Genomic DNA, 17,465 nt, shown 5'->3' with positions numbered 1-17,465 from the left:
GCCCCCTGCCGGCCCGAACACAAAAAACTGACAGTTCCGGGCAAGTGCGCTCCCACACTTAGTCCACGGGCCTTGGGAATGAAGCCCTACATCAGAAGTTGCCTCTCAGCGTCACTGTGAAGTTGCGCGGCTCACCATAGAAGTTACCCCACGAAACCGCCCCCACACTCTGGTAGTACTTCTTGTCGAACAGGTTGTTGCCATTGAGCGCCAGCGACCAGTTCTCGTCGATCCGATAGCCGATCCGTCCACTCCAGATGCCATACCCCGGCTGGACGGATTTCACCGCCACGGGCCTGATATTGCCATCCCGGAACGCGACATCACTCTGCGCCGTTACCCCTGCACCCACGCTCCAGCGCTCCAGTGCTCCCGCCAGTTGGTAGTCCGCCGAGGCCCGGAACAGATGGCGCGGGAAGTAGGTGGTCGAAAACGCCGGCTCCTGCGGATTGGCACTGGTGCTGTCCAGGTACTTGGTCTGGGTGTAGGTATAGCCCGCCAGCACCTGCAAGCGCTCGATCACCTCGCCACTGATTTCGGCCTCGAAGCCCTGTGCCCGGACCTTGCCCACATCGCTGTAGCAGAAGCCGTCCGAAGACCCTGGGCAGCTGCTGTCGTAGTTGGCCTCCCCGCGATGTTCCTCGATGGTGCGGAACAGGTTGAACGAGGTGTTCACACGCCCATCCAGCAGTTCGCCCTTGATCCCCAGCTCGTAGCTCGCGCCGGTCTTGGGCTGCAAGGGGCTGCCTGCCTGGTCGGTGTAAGTGCTCTGCGGCTGGAAGATCGCGGCATAGCTGGTGTAGACCGACCAGTTGTCGTTCAGGTCGTAGATGAGCGCGCCGAATGGCGTCACTTCACCGTTCTCCTGGCTGCGGTCGTGCTGCCAGTAATCCCATGCCTGGGTGTAGGAGTCACGACTGTTGCGGTACCAACTGACGCGCGAACCCAGCACCAGGGTCAACGGCTCGGCCAGCTTCAGGCGAAGCGTGGCGTAGGTGCCGAATTGCCGGGTGTCGGTCTCGGTCGGGAAGGGGCCGCCACGGTAAGCGTTGGGCGCGTAGAAGCCATCGCGGGGCTCGGGGATGTGCGGGTTGGGATTGAGCGGATCCTGCGATGCGCCGAGTAGGCCGGTCATGTTGATCAGCGCCCAGTGGTCGCGGGTCTGGGCGCGGCTGGCGTTGGCGCCTACGACCAATTCATGCTGCAGGCCGAAGGCATCGAATTTGCCATCCAGGTACGCGTCGAAACCGTAGTCGGTCTGGTCATAGTCGAACAGGCCCGAGTACACCGAGGATGGCGCCGAGGTCGCACCTGCAGGCACCCCGCCAGGAGTCTCGGAAAGGGCGTACTTGATGTCCTGGTCGTTGTGGGTCCAGGCCCCGGCGAACTTGAACGCCCACTCATCGTTCAACTGGTGCTTGAGGTCGGCGAACACCGTGGTGCGCTGGCTGTCCCAGGTGTTCCACGAAGCGCCCAGGCAGGTCGAGCGACTCAGCTTCAGGTCCTTGCCATCGCTCCCCCTTGGCAGGCCGTGCCAGCAGGGCCGGGCGTCGAGCCTCTCGTAGGCGACGCCTAAGCCCAGGGTGGTATCCGGCGTCAGGTCGTAGTCCAGGGCGCCGTAGAGGATCTGGTCCTTGCGTTTACCCAGGTCGTAGAAGTACTGGCGATCCTGCAACGCTACCACCGCCCGGCCACGCAGCGTGCCCGAAGCGTTGAGCGGGCCACCGGTGTCGATCTGGCTGCGGTAGTTGTCCCAGGAGCCCGCCGACAGGCTCAGGCTGGTGGTGGGCGTGCTCTGGCCGCGTTTGCGCACGAAATTGACCCCGCCCGCCGAGCTGCCCGAGCCCTTCATCATGCCCGCCGCGCCCTTGAGCACTTCGACCCGGTCGTAGTAGGCCATGTCGCCCGAGAAGCTGTTGGCCTGTACGTACTCGCCGCCCACATCCAGCGGCACGCCGTCGTACTGGTACTGGCCCTGCATCATGAAACCGCGCGAATAGAAGTACTTGCCGCCCATGGGCGATTCGTACACCGCGATACCCGGGGTTTTCTCCATCGCCTGGTCGATGGTGTTGATGTTCTGGTCGTCCATGTACTTGCGGGTCAGCACGGTCACCGCCTGGGGTGTCTCGCGCAGCGTGTGTGTGCCCTTGCCGATGGTCACCGCCCGCGCGGCGTAGGCCCCGGTGCCTTCGGAGGTGGCGTCCAGGCGCTGGCTGGAGATGGTCGTGGCGTCCAGCTCCAGCGAGCCGTCATTGCGCGGCGACGGGCGCAGCACATAACTGCCATTGCTCTGCGCGACCACCTGCAACCCTGTGCCTTGCAGCAGCAGCGCGAAGCCCTGGGCAACGCTGTAGCGGCCTTGCAGCCCCGGCGAGCGATGGCCGTCGGTCAAGGCGGCATCGAAGGAGAAGGCACTGCCCGAGGCCGATGCAAAGGCGCTGAGCGCCTCCGTCAGGCTGCCGGCAGGAATCTGGTACTGGCGCAGCTCACTGACTTCGGCTGCATGGGCGAATGCCGGCAGCGTAGTCAGGACTACGCTGCAAAAGCCCAGGCGAATGGCTGCGGCCACCGGTTTCAGTCGGCGCGCATACGGGTACGTCATGATGGTCCTCCCCCAATTGATCCGCTCAAACGGCAGATGTCTGAGCAATGGCCGAAGGACGTGAGAAAAAAGTGCAACGCAGATGAGAATTTTTTTGCAACGCCTCAACCGACCCGAGGCATGACACTGACCCAGTAATCGGTACGCCGCACGATGTGCAGCTCGAAACCGCTGGCCAATGCGGCGAGGGCGAGGTCGATGTCGTGCAGCGGAAAGGCCCCGGAAATCCGCAGCCCGGCAATCGATGGATCACAGCGCAGCCAGCCACGCCGGTAGCGCGACAGTTCTTCCAGCAAGTCGCCCAGCGGCCGGTTGATTGCTATCAGGCTACCCGTTTGCCACGACGCCACCGAAGCGTCGCTGCGCCACGGCTCGCCAAGCCGAGAGCGATCGAACCGCACCTGCTGACCCGCTTCCAGACGCAGGGTTTGTGCGCTGTTCAGCGGACGCACCTGTACGGCCTTTTCCAGCACCGTCACCTCGCAGAAGCGCTCGTCGGCCTCGACCGTGAAGCGGGTGCCCAACGCCTGCACCTGCCCCTGGGCCACCTCCACCAGAAACGGACGCGCCAGGGCATCGGCGGCCGTTTGCACCAGCACCCGCCCGCTCAGCAGACGCAGTACACGCTGCGCTGCGTCGAAGCGCACATCCAGCGCCGAACGGCTGTCCAGCAGGATCTGGCTGCCATCCTCCAGCACCACCTCACGCTGCTCACCGACCCCGGTGTGCAGGCTGGCCATCAGCGTTGTTCGCAGTTCGCTTCTCCAGCCGCCCACACCCACCACACCGACGCCCGCCAGCACCAGCAACTGACGCAGCACCCGCCTGCGCGACTCCCGCGCCTGACGCAGGGCCGGCGCTGCAATCTGCCGTGGCACCCCCTCGACCATCCGCCGAACTGCCTCAACCTGTTGCCAGGCCTGCTGGTGCAGAGGATCTGCATCGTGCCAGCGCTGCCAGCGCTGCTGCTCGCCCGCATCCTCGAGCCCCGACGACAGCCGCGCATACCACTGCGCCGCACAGCGCAAAGCCTCGCGCTGCGCTGTGCTCAACGGTGATGACACGGCGCTCACAGCAGCCCCAGGCGCATCAGGCAGCACTGCTCCATCGCCTTGGCCATGTGGTTGTTCACCGTGCGTACCGAGACGCCCAGGCGCTCGGCGATCTGCGGATACGTCAGCCCCTCGAACTGCGACAGGATGAACGTCTGACGCACCTTGTCACCCAGGCTGTCTAGCATGCGATCGATTTCCATCAAGGTTTCCAGAACGATCGCCTGGTCTTCCTCGGATGGATGGTCGCAGGCGGGCAGGGAGGCCAGCACCTCGAGATAGCTCTGCTCCAGCGCCCGGCGGCGGAACAGGTCGATGACCAGACCTTTGGCGACGGTGCTCAGATATTGGCGCGGCTCGCGGATATCCAGGGCACGACGCGCCTTGATGACCCGCACGAAGGTGTCCTGTACCAGGTCGGCGGCATCGCTGGTGGAGTCCAGACGCTTGCGCAGCCAGCCACGCAGCCAGGCGCTGTGGGTGAGGTAGAGAGCCTCGGTGGCGGAGCGCAGGGCAGAATCGGTGGGGGGCATGGGGGAGGGTAGTTGTTAATGGGAATTAGTGCGATTTGAACTCTTTTGGGCAGGGTTTGGCAATGGGGGGCTTGAGGTGTGCGCTGTGGGCGGGCTGGTGCTAGCGTGGCAACACCACAGTCGCTTTCAGCCCATCGCCATCGCGGTTGGAAAGCCGCAACTCACCGCCATGGCTGGCCGCAATCCGCTGGGCAATGCTCAACCCCAGGCCATACCCACCGGACGCCTGGTTGCGCGAACCCTCTCCACGCACGAACGGATCGGTCACGGTGTCCAGCAGGCCCGCGGCAATACCTGGCCCGCGATCCTCGACATGAATCCGCACCTGCGCCGTATCCGCCTCGAGCCGCAGCGAAACCGCCTTGCCATAACGCAGGGCATTGACCAGCAGGTTCTGCAGGCACCGCTGCATCAGCAAGGCATCGACCTTCACCTTGCCCACTTCACCCTGGATCGGCAGCGGCTCTTCGGCGCTGGCCAAGTCGGCGCACAGGCGCGCCACCAGTCGGTCCAGGTCCACCTCCTGCAGGTTCTGCTGCTCGCCGGCCCGCAGGTAGTCCAGTACCTGGCCGATCATGGCATCCATCTGCGCGATGTTCTGGCGCAGGCGCTCTTTGTGTTCGCCATCCTCCAGCCGCTCCAGGCGCAGGCGCATGCGGGTCAGGGGCGTACGCAGGTCGTGGGAGACGGCGGCGAGAAAGTAGGCCTTGTCGTTGACCATGGCGATCAGCCGCTGCTGCATGGCGTTGAACGCCTGCGCTGCCTGGCGCACTTCCTCAGGGCCTTCCAGGGGCAGGGCCGGCTGCTCCAGGTTGCGCCCCAGGCCACGAGCGGCATCGGCCAGGCGTCGCAGCGGGCGCAGGCACAGGCGCACGGCCACCAGGCACACCAGCAGCACGGCGACGATGCGCAGGGCATAGACGCGCAGCAGATAGTCGCTGATCAGCACCCAGGCCGACTCGCCACTCCAGCCCTGCAGTTCTTCGCCGTCGATCACCAGCCAGTGGCCATCCTCCATCGGCACGGCGAACTGCAGGTTTGCCTGGGCGGTACGCAGGCCGAACAGGCTGCGCCAGACGATCGGCTGACCAAGCTCATCGGTCAATTGCACCTTCAGCAGGCGCGCTTGCTGGTCGTGGCCGAGTTCGTAGGCCAGCGCCTGGTGCAGCAGCAGTTCGATGCGGTGCCGCCCGCGTCGATCATCACGTTGGGCTTCGGGCAGTGATTCGGCGCAGCGCAGGTGATAGTGCGCCGGCACCTGCAACTGCCCGGCATGGCAGTCGGCCTGGGCGATCAGCGGCGCACTGCGCGCAGCGATCAACCGCACCGGGGCCTCGAACACCTGGGCGAAGCGCACGTCGAACCAGATGCTGCTGGACATCAACTGGATCAGCAGGGTGCCGCTGATCATGATCAGCAGCAGTTGGCCGAACAGCGTCCGTGGCCACAGGCGGCGCAGCAGGCGCACTTCAGGCGCCTGGCTCGCAGGCGATGCTGAGCAGGTAGCCTTCGTTGCGAATGGTGAGGATCTGCGCGCTGCCATTGGCGGCGCGGCGCAGGTGCTGGCGCAGGCGGCTGATGCACATGTCAACCGAGCGGTCGTCGGGCAGGTGGTCGCGGCCAAAGGCGCTGCGCGTCAGGTGATCGCGCGATACCACGCGGTTGTTGGCCTCGAGCAGCTCGCGCAGCACGCGGTAATCGGAGCGGGGCAGGGTGAGGGCCTGGCCGTCGGGATGAGTGAGCAGGCGCTTGATATGGTCGAGGCTGAACCCTGCGAACTGCTGCGCCTGGCTGGCGGGCTCTTCGCTCGGCGTGTCGAGGCGCTGCGGGCGGCGCAGGACGGCCTTGATGCGGGCAATGAGTTCACGGGGTTCGAAGGGCTTGGACAGGTAGTCGTCGGCGCCCACTTCCAGGCCGATGATGCGATCCAGCGTGCTGCCCTTGGCCGACAGCATGATCACCGCCAGGCCCGGCTGCGCCTGCAACTGGCGGCACAGGCTCAGGCCATCCTCGCCGGGCAGCATGAGGTCGAGCACCACCAGCTCGACCTTGTGTCGTGCCAGCTGCTGGCGCATCTGTTCGCCATCGGCGGCAGCCAGCACCTGATAGCCGGCATCGGTAAGGTAATCGCAGAGAAGTTCGCGGATCTCGTCGTCATCGTCGACGACCAGCAAGGTCGTGCTCATTGCGGGGGACACCTGTCGGGGGCGCCCATGCAGCGCCCGTTACGTTCCATTACATCCCCGTACAAGCCGGGCATGGAGCCCAGAGGGCACATCCCTAGAATCGTAGCAAAAACCATCTGCGAATACGAAGCCTTCCCAAATGAAACCTCAGAGCATCCCCGGCGCCTGCGCCCGCTTCACCCGCGGCGGCAGCCGCCTCTCACCGCTTGCCTTGTGTATCGCCTTCAGTCTGTCTGCAGGTGCCTTTGCGGCTGATCCCCAGCCCCTGGAGCTGGGCGCCACCAACATCGAAGACAGCGCGCTGCCCAGTGCCGACGACGCCGGCCAGCTCGGCTATACCGTCGAGAGCACGCGCAGCTCCACCGGCCTGAACCTGACCCCGCGCCAGACCCCGCAGTCGGTGACCAGCATCACCCGCCAGCAGATGGACGACCGCGATGTGCACAGCATCGAGCAGGCGCTCGACACTGCACCGGGGATCAGCATGAGCAAGATGGAAGTCGGCGGGCGTACCGATTTCCGCGCCCGTGGCTATTCGATCAGCAACTGGAAGATCGATGGCCTGCAGTTCCCCGGCGGCTCTGACTTCAGCGGCAGCGGCAACGCGCTGAACCTGGACCTGTACGAGCGCATCGACATCGTGCGTGGCGCCAACGGCCTGCTCGGCGGCACTGGCGACCCGTCGGCAACGGTCAACCTGATCCGCAAGGCACCGACCCGCACCTTCGGCGGCAGCGCATACGCCACCTACGGCAGCTGGGACAAACGCCGCCTGGGCGCCGACCTCAACCTGCCGCTCTCCGAAGACGGCCGCCTGCGCTCGCGCTTCGTGGTCACCCAGCAGGACGCCAACTCGTTCCGTGACAATCAGTCCGAGCGCGCTCGCGCAGCGCTGGCCAACTTCGAGTTCGACCTGGACGACGCCACCACCCTCGGTGCCGGTTACCAGTACGAATACAACAAGGTGGTCGGTGGCGGCTGGGGCGCCAACATCCCGATCTGGTATGGCGACGGCAGCAAGACCGACCTGCCGCGCAGCACCAACGTGGTGCCCAGCTGGAGCTTCGGCGAGTACATCACCCGCACCACCTTCGGCTCGCTGCAGCACCACTTCGACAACGACTGGACCCTGGACCTGAAAGGTTCGCAGAGCACCAGCGATGCCCTCAACCACCGCGGCCTGGCCAAGGTCAACTCGTCCGGGCGCGGTGTCTATGGCGGCTACTGGGATCAGGATGGCAGCGGTGCGGTGCTCAACGGCCTGCACAGCTCCAGCGACACCACCCAGCAATCGGCGCAGATCGACCTGTCTGGCCCGTTCCAGATGTTCGGCCGCACCCACCAGGCGATGGTCGGCTACAACGACAGCCGCACTGTGGCCTGGTCGCCGGAATACACCTGCACCATGGTCAGCGCCAACAGCGTCAGCGCCCCGGCCCTGGGCTGCCAGTTCCGCGCCAACAACGGCCTGCCGCTGAGCAACTGGCTCAATGGCGTGGACAGCGACTACGACATGCTCGCCTCGCGGACTGGCCGTCACAGCAAGACCACTACCCGCCTGCAAGGCATGTACGCGGCCACTCGCCTGAGCATCACCGACCCGCTGTCGGTAATCCTCGGTGTGCGCAGCACCGACTACTCGGCCACCACCCGCAACGTCAGCGGCGTGCGCAGCAACCAGCAGAACAACGGCATCGTCACCCCTTACCTGGGCGCGGTGTATGACCTCAACGACACCTACTCGGTCTACGCCAGCTACACCGACATCTTCAACCCGCAGACTGAAGAGACCGCCAGCGGCACCAAGGTCGAGCCGATCCGCGGCCAGAGCTACGAGACCGGCATCAAGGCCGCCTGGTTCGACGGCCGCCTGAACGCATCCGCCGCGTACTTCCGCACCAAACAGGAGAACAAGGCAGTCACCGACGGCGACCTGCTGACCCCGACCGGCTCCACCGCCTACAAGGCAGGTTCCGGCCAGGAAACCGACGGTATCGACCTGGAACTCGCAGGCGCCCTGACCGAGAACTGGAACGTCTACGCCGGCTACACCTACCTGCACTTCCGCCGCCTCGACAGCGATGGGCGCAGCGACCCGTCGCACCTGTTCAAGGCCTCGACCACCTACCGGTTGTCCGGCCCGCTCGACCGCCTGACCCTCGGCACCGGCGTCACCGCGCAGACCAACATCCGCGCGCTGTCCACCCCGGCCGGCCAGCCGACCAACGGTGTCAGCCGTAGCTCAAGCGACGTCAACTGGTCGGGCTATGCGATCTGGAATGCCATGGCCAAGTACCAGCTGACCGACGACACCAGCGTCAGCCTCAACGCCAACAACCTGTTCGACAAGCACTACTACACCCGCTACGGCTTCTACGCCGGAGCGATCTATGGCGATCCGCGCAACCTGTCGCTGACGGTCAGCACGGCGTTCTGACGAAACACCCGCACCTGTTGCAATATGCATATGGAAATCCATATATTCGGATTTCCATATGTTCAGGTGCCCCCTCATGATCACCCCCACCCAGGTCTTCAAGTCCCTCGCCGACGAGACCCGCGTCCGCGCCACCTTGCTGATCGCCCGTCTTGGCGAACTGTGTGTGTGCGAACTGATGTGCGCCCTCGACGACAGCCAGCCGAAAATCAGCCGCCACCTCGCCCAGTTGCGCAGCGCCGGCCTGTTGCTGGACCGCCGCCAGGGGCAGTGGGTGTACTACCGCCTCAACCCTGAACTGCCCGCCTGGGTCGGCGAGCTGTTGCAGGTCACCGCCCAGGCCAATGGCGCCTGGCTCCAGGACAACATCGCCCGCCTGCAGCACATGGACGATCGCCCCGTCCGTGCCGCTGCCTGCTGCTGAGTGGACGAGGTCCTGCCGATGCTGATCGCCGCCTGCGTCTTCGTCTTCACCCTCATCCTGGTCATCTGGCAGCCCAAGGGGCTCGGTGTCGGCTGGAGCGCCAGTTTCGGCGCGCTGCTGGCGCTGCTGTTCGGCGCGGTGTCGTTGCACGACATTCCCGCCGTCTGGGCGATCATCTGGAATGCCACGGCCACCTTCATCGCCATCATCATCGTCAGCCTGCTGCTCGATGAGGCCGGCTTCTTCGAGTGGTCCGCCCTGCACGTGGCGCGCTGGGCGCGCGGCGACGGACGCCGCCTGTTCGCCTTCATCGTGCTGCTCGGCGCGGCGGTGTCGGCACTGTTCGCCAACGACGGCGCCGCGCTGATCCTCACCCCCATCGTCATGTCGATGTTGCTGGCGCTGCGCTTCTCGCCCGGCGCGACCCTGGCCTTCGTCATGGCCGCAGGCTTCATCGCCGACACCGCCAGCCTGCCGCTGGTGGTGTCGAACCTGGTGAACATCGTCTCGGCCGACTACTTCGGGCTGGGCTTCGGCGCCTACGCCTCGGTGATGCTGCCGGTCAACCTGGCGGCGGTGGCCGCCACCCTGCTGGTGCTGTTCCTGTACTTCCGGCGCGACATCCCGGCGCGCTATGCCCTGGATGACCTCAAGGCCCCGGCCCTGGCCATCCGCGACCGCGCGACCTTCCGCGTCGGCTGGGTGGTGCTGCTGGCGCTGCTGGTGGGCCTGTTCGTGCTCGAACCGCTGGGCATCCCGGTCAGCGCCGTGGCCGCCGCCTGCGCCGCCGTGCTGTTCGCCGTTGCCGCCCGCGGCCACGTGATCTCCACCCGCCGCGTGCTGCGCGAAGCGCCCTGGCAGATCGTGGTGTTCTCGCTGGGCATGTACCTGGTGGTGTACGGCCTGCGCAACGCCGGCATGACCGACGCCCTGGCCGGCGTGCTCGACCGCCTCGCAGCCCACGGCCTGTGGGCCGCCACCCTCGGCACCGGCCTGATTGCGGCGTTGCTGTCGTCGGTGATGAACAACATGCCCAGCGTGCTGGTCGGCGCCCTGTCGATCCAGGCCAGCGGCGCCGAAGGCCTGGTGCGCGACGCGATGATCTACGCCAACGTCATCGGCTGCGACCTCGGCCCCAAGATCACCCCCATAGGCAGCCTCGCCACCTTGCTCTGGCTGCACGTGCTGGCCCGCAAAGGCATGCGCATCACCTGGGGGTACTACTTCAAGGTCGGCATCCTGCTGACCCTGCCGGTGCTGCTGATCACCCTTTCCGCCCTGGCACTGCGCCTGGGCCTTTGACAACCGCCACGCGGCGGGGAGCGAGCGATGCGAATCCTGTTCATGTGCACTGCCAACAGCTGTCGCAGCATTCTGTGCGAAGCCCTGTTCAACCACCTCGCCCCGCAAGGCTACCAAGCCATCAGCGCCGGCAGCTTCCCACGAGGCCAGGTGCTGCCGCGCAGCCTGCAGACCCTGCAGCAAGCCGGCATCGCCATCGACGGCCTGAGCAGCAAGGGCAACGAAGCCTTCGAAGGCAACCCGCCAGACATCGTCATCACCGTCTGCGACAAGGCCGCTGGTGAAGCGTGCCCCGTGTACTTCGGCCCCGCGCTCAAGGCCCACTGGGGGTTGGAAGACCCTTCCGACGTGGTGGGCGACGAAGCCGCGATCGACGGCGCGTTCCGGGCAACCCTCGCGCATATTCAACGGCGTTTCGAGGCGTTCTTCGCGCTGCATCCGGATACCCTCGACCGCGACCAGCTCAAGCGCGAGCTGGACCGCATCGGCACGCTCTGAGGAGGCCCCATGTCAGACACCCTGCCCAACCTCGACCTGTCGCTGTTCGACGACCTGCCCGGACAGCCACCGGATGCGCCCAGGTAGACAACGCAAACATGGCTTTGTGATATCTGATTCTCCCGATATTATTGCCGCTCTATTCAGCACCACCATATGACAGGCATTAGTTAAAGGGATTGATTGGTGGGCAGGATTCATTTCGATGTTGACGCCGTCTATTGCATCTCGCTCGATGCACGGAGTGACAGGCGTGAGTTGTTCAGGAAGAGCATTGGCAAGGTGCTCGACAACCAAGTGATATTTCATGTCGTGCAGAAGCACGGCGACCCCAAGCGCGGCTGCTACGAGTCTCACCAGCAACTCGCCCAGCGCGCGCTCGAGGAGGGCCTGGAGCGGATTCTGATTTTTGAAGATGACGTGATGCCCTACGAGCTGAAAGCCTCGCGGATCGCCTGGGTAAACCGCTTCATGCGTCGCCATCGATTCGAGGCCTTGCACCTCGGCTACAGCATGGGCCGAACCTGGTTAACCTGGTTCCCGTTCATTGCACGGGGCCGCGTGGTGGCCCTTCATGCATACGTGCTGTCACGCAAAGGCTGCGCGATCCTGGCGCAGACGCCGTATGACGGTACGCCTGTGGACGTGATGTTCAAGCGACGGATCCGGCAACATTGTGTGTTCCCGATGATGTTCCGCCAGCATGCTGCTGCTGTCACGGGTAGCGACCTTGAGGACGTGGTGAAGAACGAAGACGACTGGTGGGAGCGTAACTGGCGCAAGCACTGGCGTTCTCCGCTGAAGAACTTCTGGCGCACTGTGCTGCGTTTGGATTTCTGACCGGAGGGGGATGGGATCCATGCCGTTGGCGAGCCGCTGTTTGATCTCGAAGCGCTTGCGGCGTGCCGTCCCATCCCGACTGGATAGCGCTGCCAAGGGCGGTCAGGCCTTGGCGGCCGAAGAGCTTGTACTCGCGCTCTCTGGGCTTTGTCCTCCGTCGGCTTGTGCTCCTAAGCCACTTGTCTGGTGCCCGGAATTACGTCACTGTAAAGACCATTGTCATTACAGTGAGCAAGCCACCATGGCCTCCATCAACGTTCGTATCGACGACGATCTCAAAATCCGAGCCTATCGTGAGCTTGAGCGGTTGGGTGTTACGCCCTCCGAGCTTATGCGCCAAGCATTGCAGTACGTCGCCGAGCGCGGGCAGCTGCCTTTTAAACCTGTCCTCATGACCGATGAGGATGAGGCGCTGCTAGCGACCGTTCGCAAGCGCCTTGCTGACCCTCAGCGAGTGAATGTTTCTCTGGATGACCTATAGCCTTGAGTTCGATGCGCGAGCGCTAAAGGAATGGCAAACGCTGGGAGACACGGTCCGGCAGCAACTCAAGAAAAAACTCATCTCGGTTTTAATGAATCCGAGGATCGAAGCGAACCGGCTGCATAGCTTGCCGGACTGCTACAAGGTCAAGCTGCGCAGCAGCGGCTACCGATTGGTCTACCAGGTGATCGATCAGGAGGTTGTTGTTTTTGTGGTAGCTGTGGATAAGCGCGAGCGAGAACAGGCTTATCGCAAGGCGGCAGCGCGAGTGGTAGGTAAAACGTCATAACGAAGAAATTGCCAAAGGGCGGGTTGTGGTGGCCTTGGAGGTATTCGTTGGTATGCAGCGGTTCTAGATGCGGCACCAGGAGTCGAAAAGTATCATAAATCATTGATTTAATTGGTTATAAAAGAATTTGCGCAAAGCGCTATCTCAAAAAATACCCTATAACCTTCGTCTAGCTATTTCAGTTTAAAGAGCAGTAAGTTTAAATTTGGAAAGGGTGGGTGTATCAACTACGGATGTTAGTAACTTGATTGGTCTGGGTTCTGCTGGTGGAGAGGTTGGATATGTTTTTATTAGGGTGTGCAGTCCGGCTATAACAAGTAAGAAGTTGTCAGCAGATTGGTTCTGGAAGGATGCTGGAGTTAGATTGTTTGTAAAAGTTTTAGCTGCCCGTTTTAATGAGGCTGTTTATTCTTGAGGTCTGCAGGTGGAGTTCTTCTTGAATTATTTCTGAGGCTTGATTCCAGACCTCAGAAGCGTAGCTTTCAGAGATTCCGAGTTGTAAAAATCGCCATTTCCTCTCGGCATCCCACCATGGAGAATCAACCAAATAATTAACCTTTACGCTTTCGAGGTAAAAACTGATCCAAGAGAGTTGCTTGGGCGGTATCTTGAGTTTAGCTCCGGCGCGTTGAATGGCGGCCCGTCCCTCAGGTGTATGTTTGTCAATAGCTACCCATGTAGGGAAGCTGCTTTCAACATCTGCAGTCGAGGGGGTGACTATAGGTAGTGATGACATCGCAAGATAGGACGCTGCGATACAGAATGCCTTATCCCATTGCCAGCTTGCTTGTTTATAAATACTTCGGGCTGAAGCTGTAACTTTCTTTTGTTCAAGGCTTAAGCTCTTGCTCTCCACCCAGTTAAAGAAAGCGTCAGGTCTCTCCAGTCCTGCAGCTACCGTTCTAACGGCTAAACTATCTGGAGAGTCTTTTGCTGCACTTTTATTTCCAGTGAAGTATTCGTAAGCAAGGCTTCCTAGACCCGCTGCATCCTTATTTTTTTTAGACCCTGCAACTTTTTTAATAAGGACAATGGTTGGTGTGTGTGACGCTACCACCGGCACTAGCGGCCAGCACTCCTCAAACAAGATTACGCTTGCTCGGGTCTGAAGCCACTTTGAGTCGCCATTTTTGGCGAGGGTCAAAGCGACTTTCTCAGATAGTTCTGTATGACCACGGCGTACCAATTTCTGCAAAAGCGATCGAAAAATTGCTTTTGGAAAGCCAGTGCTCGCAGAAGAGGGAAAGCGCGTCATATACTGAACATTTTTGAAGTTATCCAGCTACTCTGGTAGTTTTCTTTGCACTTGCACCATGATGAACATTGTCTGCGTGTGATCGTACGGTCTGTAAGCTTGGAGATTGCTTCCTCGGCCGAAATATAATCTTTGCTAGGCGTATCTCCAGTTGCAGGGTCATCTATGATTATGCTTAGAAAGTTTCTGTCGAAAGGGATGGCTCCGTTGGGTGCTTGTAGTGTAATCATCTGATCAAAGTTCCCGGCGTGCCAGTCGGCGTCTAACTCCGAGATACTTGTAAAATAGCGCTGCTCAACTGGAGTGTTGATCTGCCATTTTGAAGGGTTTGTCTTGGTAATCCGCACGTCAGAAGCTGAAAGTATAACTTTTGAGTCGAAAACAAAAAGAACTGGGCCGTAATGATTTCGGCGCGAAGCACGACGATGGATGTCTACAGTGTCAAGAAAAACATCGTTCCAAACACCTAGGTTCTTATCGAGGTCATCGGTATATTGCCCCGTCTGGGCAAGTCCGAAATTCTCGACGTGTCCCCTAGATGCAAGGCTATTTAGTTTCAGAAGACTTACACTAGTAGCTAGCGTATTAGCGTGAAAGAAATGCGACATCCCCTTTTTCTGGGCTACATCGTAAACCTCTTGTGGCAGCATAATTTTTCTCTTGTTAGAAGTTATGCTAAGTACATCAGATTTTTCAAACGGTTGCAATTGAGACGTTGGGCAAGCTCAATATTTTGAGCTAGTTTTTTCTAGAGGACGGCTTAGCACGATGTGTTCGGGCTTCCGGCCCTCATCGCCTCAACTGAATGTGGCCGAGAGTGGGGCTTCTTGGCATAATAGCCACCTCCAGTCGAAGCAGCCGCAGCGCCGACAAGAAGTTCATATTTTTCAAGGAGATACGAATTGACCTCGATGCAAGAAGCCCCAATCCCTGCCACTGCAGAGCCGAGGTCGGTGTGGACCAGTCTTCTGAGTGCGAGTCGTCGGAAAAAAACCGATGCAGGCACCGTCGTGCCTGCAGCCAGTTCAAGTAGCGGAAGAGTGGAACTCCGCACCGAAATCGAGCGCGACTATGATCGCATTTTGTTTTGTGCCCCCGTCCGACGAATGGCAGACAAAACTCAAGTGTTCCCCCTTGATAGGAACGACAGCGTTCGGAACAGATTGACACATTCACACGAGGTTTCGAACTTAGCCCGTAGCTTCGGCACTACACTGGTATACTCGAATAACATTGCGAGTGAAGTTCCCACTGCTGTGAGGGATATTCCTTCCCTTCTTGCTGCAGTAGGTCTTGTCCACGATTTAGGAAATCCACCCTTTGGCCATCAAGGGGAGGGGGCAATCCAAAGCTGGTTTTTCGACAATATTAGTTCAGTTGCCGGTAAGAAATTCAGCGTGCTGACGGAACGGCAGTATCGTGACTTCTTAAAATTTGAAGGTAATGCTCAGGCATTTAGGTTGGTAACACGGCTTCAAGTGCTTAATGATGATTTTGGGCTAGATCTAACTGTTGCGACACTTGCTGCCATGATGAAGTACCCTGTTGGGGCGATGGGTGTAAATAAGAACAACGTTTGCACCAAGAAGCATGGTTTCTTTTTGTCCGAAGAGTCGATAGCAAAACATGTTCTAGAAAGTGTTGGTCTCTCAATCGGCAAACGTCACCCAATGTCTTACATCATGGAGGCTTGCGACGATATTGCTTATGCAGTTCTTGATATTGAGGATGCTGTCAAAAAAGGACTGGCTTCATTTTCAGACCTTCTAGCTTACTTGGAGCACCACGCCCCTCAAGATAATGTAATTAATGAGTTGGTGGAGAAGTCACGAGCGAAGCATGTTGAGTATCGGCTATTAGACTTGTCTCCTGCAGAACTAAATGATGTATCCATGCAGCGTTTTAGAGTTTATGCAATTGGGATGATGATCAACTCTTGCGTTGATGCGTTTGTCGAAAATCAGAACAGTTTTATCGAGGGCTTGGCTCCCAGGGCCTTGTTAGATATTTCGAGTGTTTCGCGGTTGCGTGAGTTACTGGGCGACTTTTCTTTTAATCATACGTTTCAACATCGTTCAGTCCTAGAGGTTGAGTTGACTGGTTATAACACGATACGTGGATTAATGGATATTTTCTGGGCTGCTATTTTAGAAACTAACCCAGATAATGAAGTTTATCGCCCTAGTCATCCATATAATCGATATGTCTTTATGAGGATATCTGAAAACTATCGGCGCGTGTACAACTCGCCTCCTGGCGATCTGAAGGGCCTACCATTACGGTACCGCCAATGTCTACTATTGACGGATATGATATCTGGCATGACAGACTCCTATGCGGTAAACCTTCTTCAGGAGCTCCGCTCCTATCAAGCTCGTGGGTGAGATAGCTCAATGAATTCAAAGTCAGCGAAAAAGAAAATTCAGGTATTTCTCGGTGAGGAGCTGGGAGAAACTCATCCGATTCAGCACCTGAAAAGCTCTCTCGCTGACTTAGCTATATTTGGTGGGATGATTCGCGATCTAACGTTAGGGCGTCCTGAATTTTTTAATTCGGATATAGATTTGGTATCAAGCGCATCTGCCGAAGAAATATACTATGCAATCCGAAATTACTCACCTGTGAGAAATAGGTTTGGAGGGTATAGGTTTTTCTTTTTAGGGCGCCCTTATGATATTTGGTCTCTAGAAGATACGTGGGCTGTTCGCGAAGGGTACGTGAAAGCAATATGCATAGAAGATCTGTGCAGGACAACCTTCTTTACTACTGATGCTGCCATATTTAACATTAATAGTGAATGCTTCTATTTGCCTAAATTTTGTAGGCAGTCTATTAGGCGTAAAATTCTAGATATTAATCTAATACATAATCCTTATCCTGCAAAAATGGCGATAAAAGCTATTGATCTATCAGTGAGGAGAGGGTTTAAGTTATCGCCAGGCTTATGCGAATATGTCTTGCGAAATGACGCCTTGTTAGGGAATTTCGCTGGCTTTAGGGCTAATTTGATTAGCCATCTTGAAAAAAGCCCAGAAAGGCCATTCGAATTTACTAGGCAGCTTTCTCTGGAGTTTATTTAGCTCAGCTTAAGGCTCATCAAAGCATTTCGGCTCATAAAGTAAGATAGTCGCTTCCAAAAACTACATTGGCACCTGTGGCGCTGCGTAGCTCATAGCTGAAATTGCGGCCATCTTGTATACCCACCAATGCCGATCACCTCATTTTTTCACCGACCCTCGCCCCACGTCATCCCGCCAAGAATGCTGAGTGTTATCAGGGATCAAGGCCCCTGCGACCTGTGGGGAATGTCCTCTTCGCGGGACTGGCGGCTCCTTACGTCCGGGAGCAAGGGCATCTCATGATCTGGCCTCCTGAGCACCGTTACCGGTGGGCGGGTGGAAGCAGCGCTGGCTGACTAAAGCAGCGCCTGAAGATCCTGAGCCGAGTGAACGCAGCAATGCGATGACCGGGGCATGCCTGACTGTCAGTCAGGTGCAGTCCATTCCGTGGTCTGCGGCACCATCATCTACAAGGCTGTTGCTGGTGACATCGGCGTTTGTCAC

At 59.5% G+C, this 17,465-nt stretch carries 16 protein-coding genes; 9 read left to right on the top strand and 7 right to left on the bottom strand.

The window, feature by feature from the left end; all coding sequences use genetic code 11:
- Positions 1-91 precede the first annotated feature (91 nt).
- The 5 genes from HU729_RS21180 to HU729_RS21160 form a co-directional block, all read right to left on the bottom strand.
- Positions 92-2,605, bottom strand: a complete 2,514-nt coding sequence (locus HU729_RS21180; protein ID WP_186711462.1) for a TonB-dependent receptor — start codon at positions 2,603-2,605, stop codon at positions 92-94.
- Positions 2,606-2,709: 104 nt separating this feature from the next.
- Positions 2,710-3,669 (bottom strand): FecR domain-containing protein, encoded by a 960-nt coding sequence (locus HU729_RS21175; protein WP_346655313.1) that lies wholly within the window; start codon positions 3,667-3,669, stop codon positions 2,710-2,712.
- Positions 3,670-3,674: 5 nt separating this feature from the next.
- Positions 3,675-4,190, bottom strand: coding sequence for a sigma-70 family RNA polymerase sigma factor (locus HU729_RS21170; protein ID WP_186711460.1), 516 nt, complete (start codon positions 4,188-4,190; stop codon positions 3,675-3,677).
- A 100-nt stretch (positions 4,191-4,290) separates the two neighbouring features.
- Positions 4,291-5,658, bottom strand: coding sequence for an ATP-binding protein (locus HU729_RS21165; protein ID WP_186711459.1), 1,368 nt, complete (start codon positions 5,656-5,658; stop codon positions 4,291-4,293).
- A gap of 1 nt (position 5,659) precedes the next feature.
- Entirely contained in the window at positions 5,660-6,376 is a 717-nt protein-coding gene (locus HU729_RS21160) for a response regulator transcription factor (protein WP_186711458.1), read from the bottom strand.
- Positions 6,377-6,515: 139 nt separating this feature from the next.
- Between HU729_RS21160 and HU729_RS21155 the strand changes: the two genes are divergently transcribed.
- The 7 genes from HU729_RS21155 (at position 6,516) to HU729_RS21125 (ending at position 12,647) form a co-directional block, all read left to right on the top strand.
- Entirely contained in the window at positions 6,516-8,813 is a 2,298-nt protein-coding gene (locus HU729_RS21155) for a TonB-dependent siderophore receptor (RefSeq protein ID WP_186711457.1), read from the top strand.
- 76 nt (positions 8,814-8,889) lie between these two features.
- The gene (locus tag HU729_RS21150) at positions 8,890-9,237 is read left to right on the top strand and encodes a metalloregulator ArsR/SmtB family transcription factor (RefSeq protein ID WP_186665710.1); all 348 of its coding nucleotides are present in this window, start codon (positions 8,890-8,892) and stop codon (positions 9,235-9,237) included.
- An 18-nt stretch (positions 9,238-9,255) separates the two neighbouring features.
- The gene (locus tag HU729_RS21145) at positions 9,256-10,539 is read left to right on the top strand and encodes an arsenic transporter (RefSeq protein WP_186665712.1); all 1,284 of its coding nucleotides are present in this window, start codon (positions 9,256-9,258) and stop codon (positions 10,537-10,539) included.
- Positions 10,540-10,566: 27 nt separating this feature from the next.
- Positions 10,567-11,037, top strand: a complete 471-nt coding sequence (locus HU729_RS21140) for an arsenate reductase ArsC (protein ID WP_186711456.1) — start codon at positions 10,567-10,569, stop codon at positions 11,035-11,037.
- A gap of 186 nt (positions 11,038-11,223) precedes the next feature.
- The gene (locus HU729_RS21135; protein ID WP_186665716.1) at positions 11,224-11,877 is read left to right on the top strand and encodes a glycosyltransferase family 25 protein; all 654 of its coding nucleotides are present in this window, start codon (positions 11,224-11,226) and stop codon (positions 11,875-11,877) included.
- A gap of 241 nt (positions 11,878-12,118) precedes the next feature.
- Positions 12,119-12,358: a type II toxin-antitoxin system RelB/DinJ family antitoxin gene (locus HU729_RS21130; protein ID WP_186711455.1), complete on the top strand. Its 240-nt coding sequence runs from the start codon at positions 12,119-12,121 to the stop codon at positions 12,356-12,358.
- Positions 12,348-12,647 (top strand): type II toxin-antitoxin system RelE/ParE family toxin, encoded by a 300-nt coding sequence (locus HU729_RS21125; protein WP_186711454.1) that lies wholly within the window; start codon positions 12,348-12,350, stop codon positions 12,645-12,647. The genes HU729_RS21130 and HU729_RS21125 overlap by 11 nt, the downstream gene beginning before the upstream one ends.
- Before the next feature lie 379 nt (positions 12,648-13,026).
- On the opposite strand, the gene HU729_RS21120 is transcribed toward HU729_RS21125, so the two are convergent.
- Both HU729_RS21120 and HU729_RS21115 read right to left on the bottom strand, forming a co-directional pair.
- Positions 13,027-13,902: a hypothetical protein gene (locus HU729_RS21120; protein ID WP_186711453.1), complete on the bottom strand. Its 876-nt coding sequence runs from the start codon at positions 13,900-13,902 to the stop codon at positions 13,027-13,029.
- Positions 13,899-14,552 (bottom strand): hypothetical protein, encoded by a 654-nt coding sequence (locus tag HU729_RS21115; protein ID WP_186711452.1) that lies wholly within the window; start codon positions 14,550-14,552, stop codon positions 13,899-13,901. The genes HU729_RS21120 and HU729_RS21115 overlap by 4 nt, the downstream gene beginning before the upstream one ends.
- Before the next feature lie 261 nt (positions 14,553-14,813).
- On the opposite strand from HU729_RS21115, the gene dgt reads away from it, so the two are divergent.
- On the top strand, positions 14,814-16,286 hold the full coding sequence (gene dgt / locus HU729_RS21110; RefSeq protein ID WP_186711463.1) for a dGTP triphosphohydrolase: 1,473 nt from the start codon (positions 14,814-14,816) through the stop codon (positions 16,284-16,286).
- A gap of 9 nt (positions 16,287-16,295) precedes the next feature.
- Positions 16,296-16,982 carry a hypothetical protein gene (locus HU729_RS21105; RefSeq protein ID WP_186711451.1) on the top strand — a complete coding sequence of 229 codons (687 nt, stop codon included), beginning with the start codon at positions 16,296-16,298 and terminating at the stop codon, positions 16,980-16,982.
- Positions 16,983-17,465 lie beyond the last annotated feature (483 nt).

This window comes from Pseudomonas sp. RW10S2 (genome assembly GCF_014268985.1).
Taxonomy (GTDB): domain Bacteria; phylum Pseudomonadota; class Gammaproteobacteria; order Pseudomonadales; family Pseudomonadaceae; genus Aquipseudomonas; species Aquipseudomonas wayambapalatensis.
The sequence above is the reverse complement of the archived record's forward strand: the minus strand, read 5'-3'. Positions and strand labels throughout refer to the sequence as shown.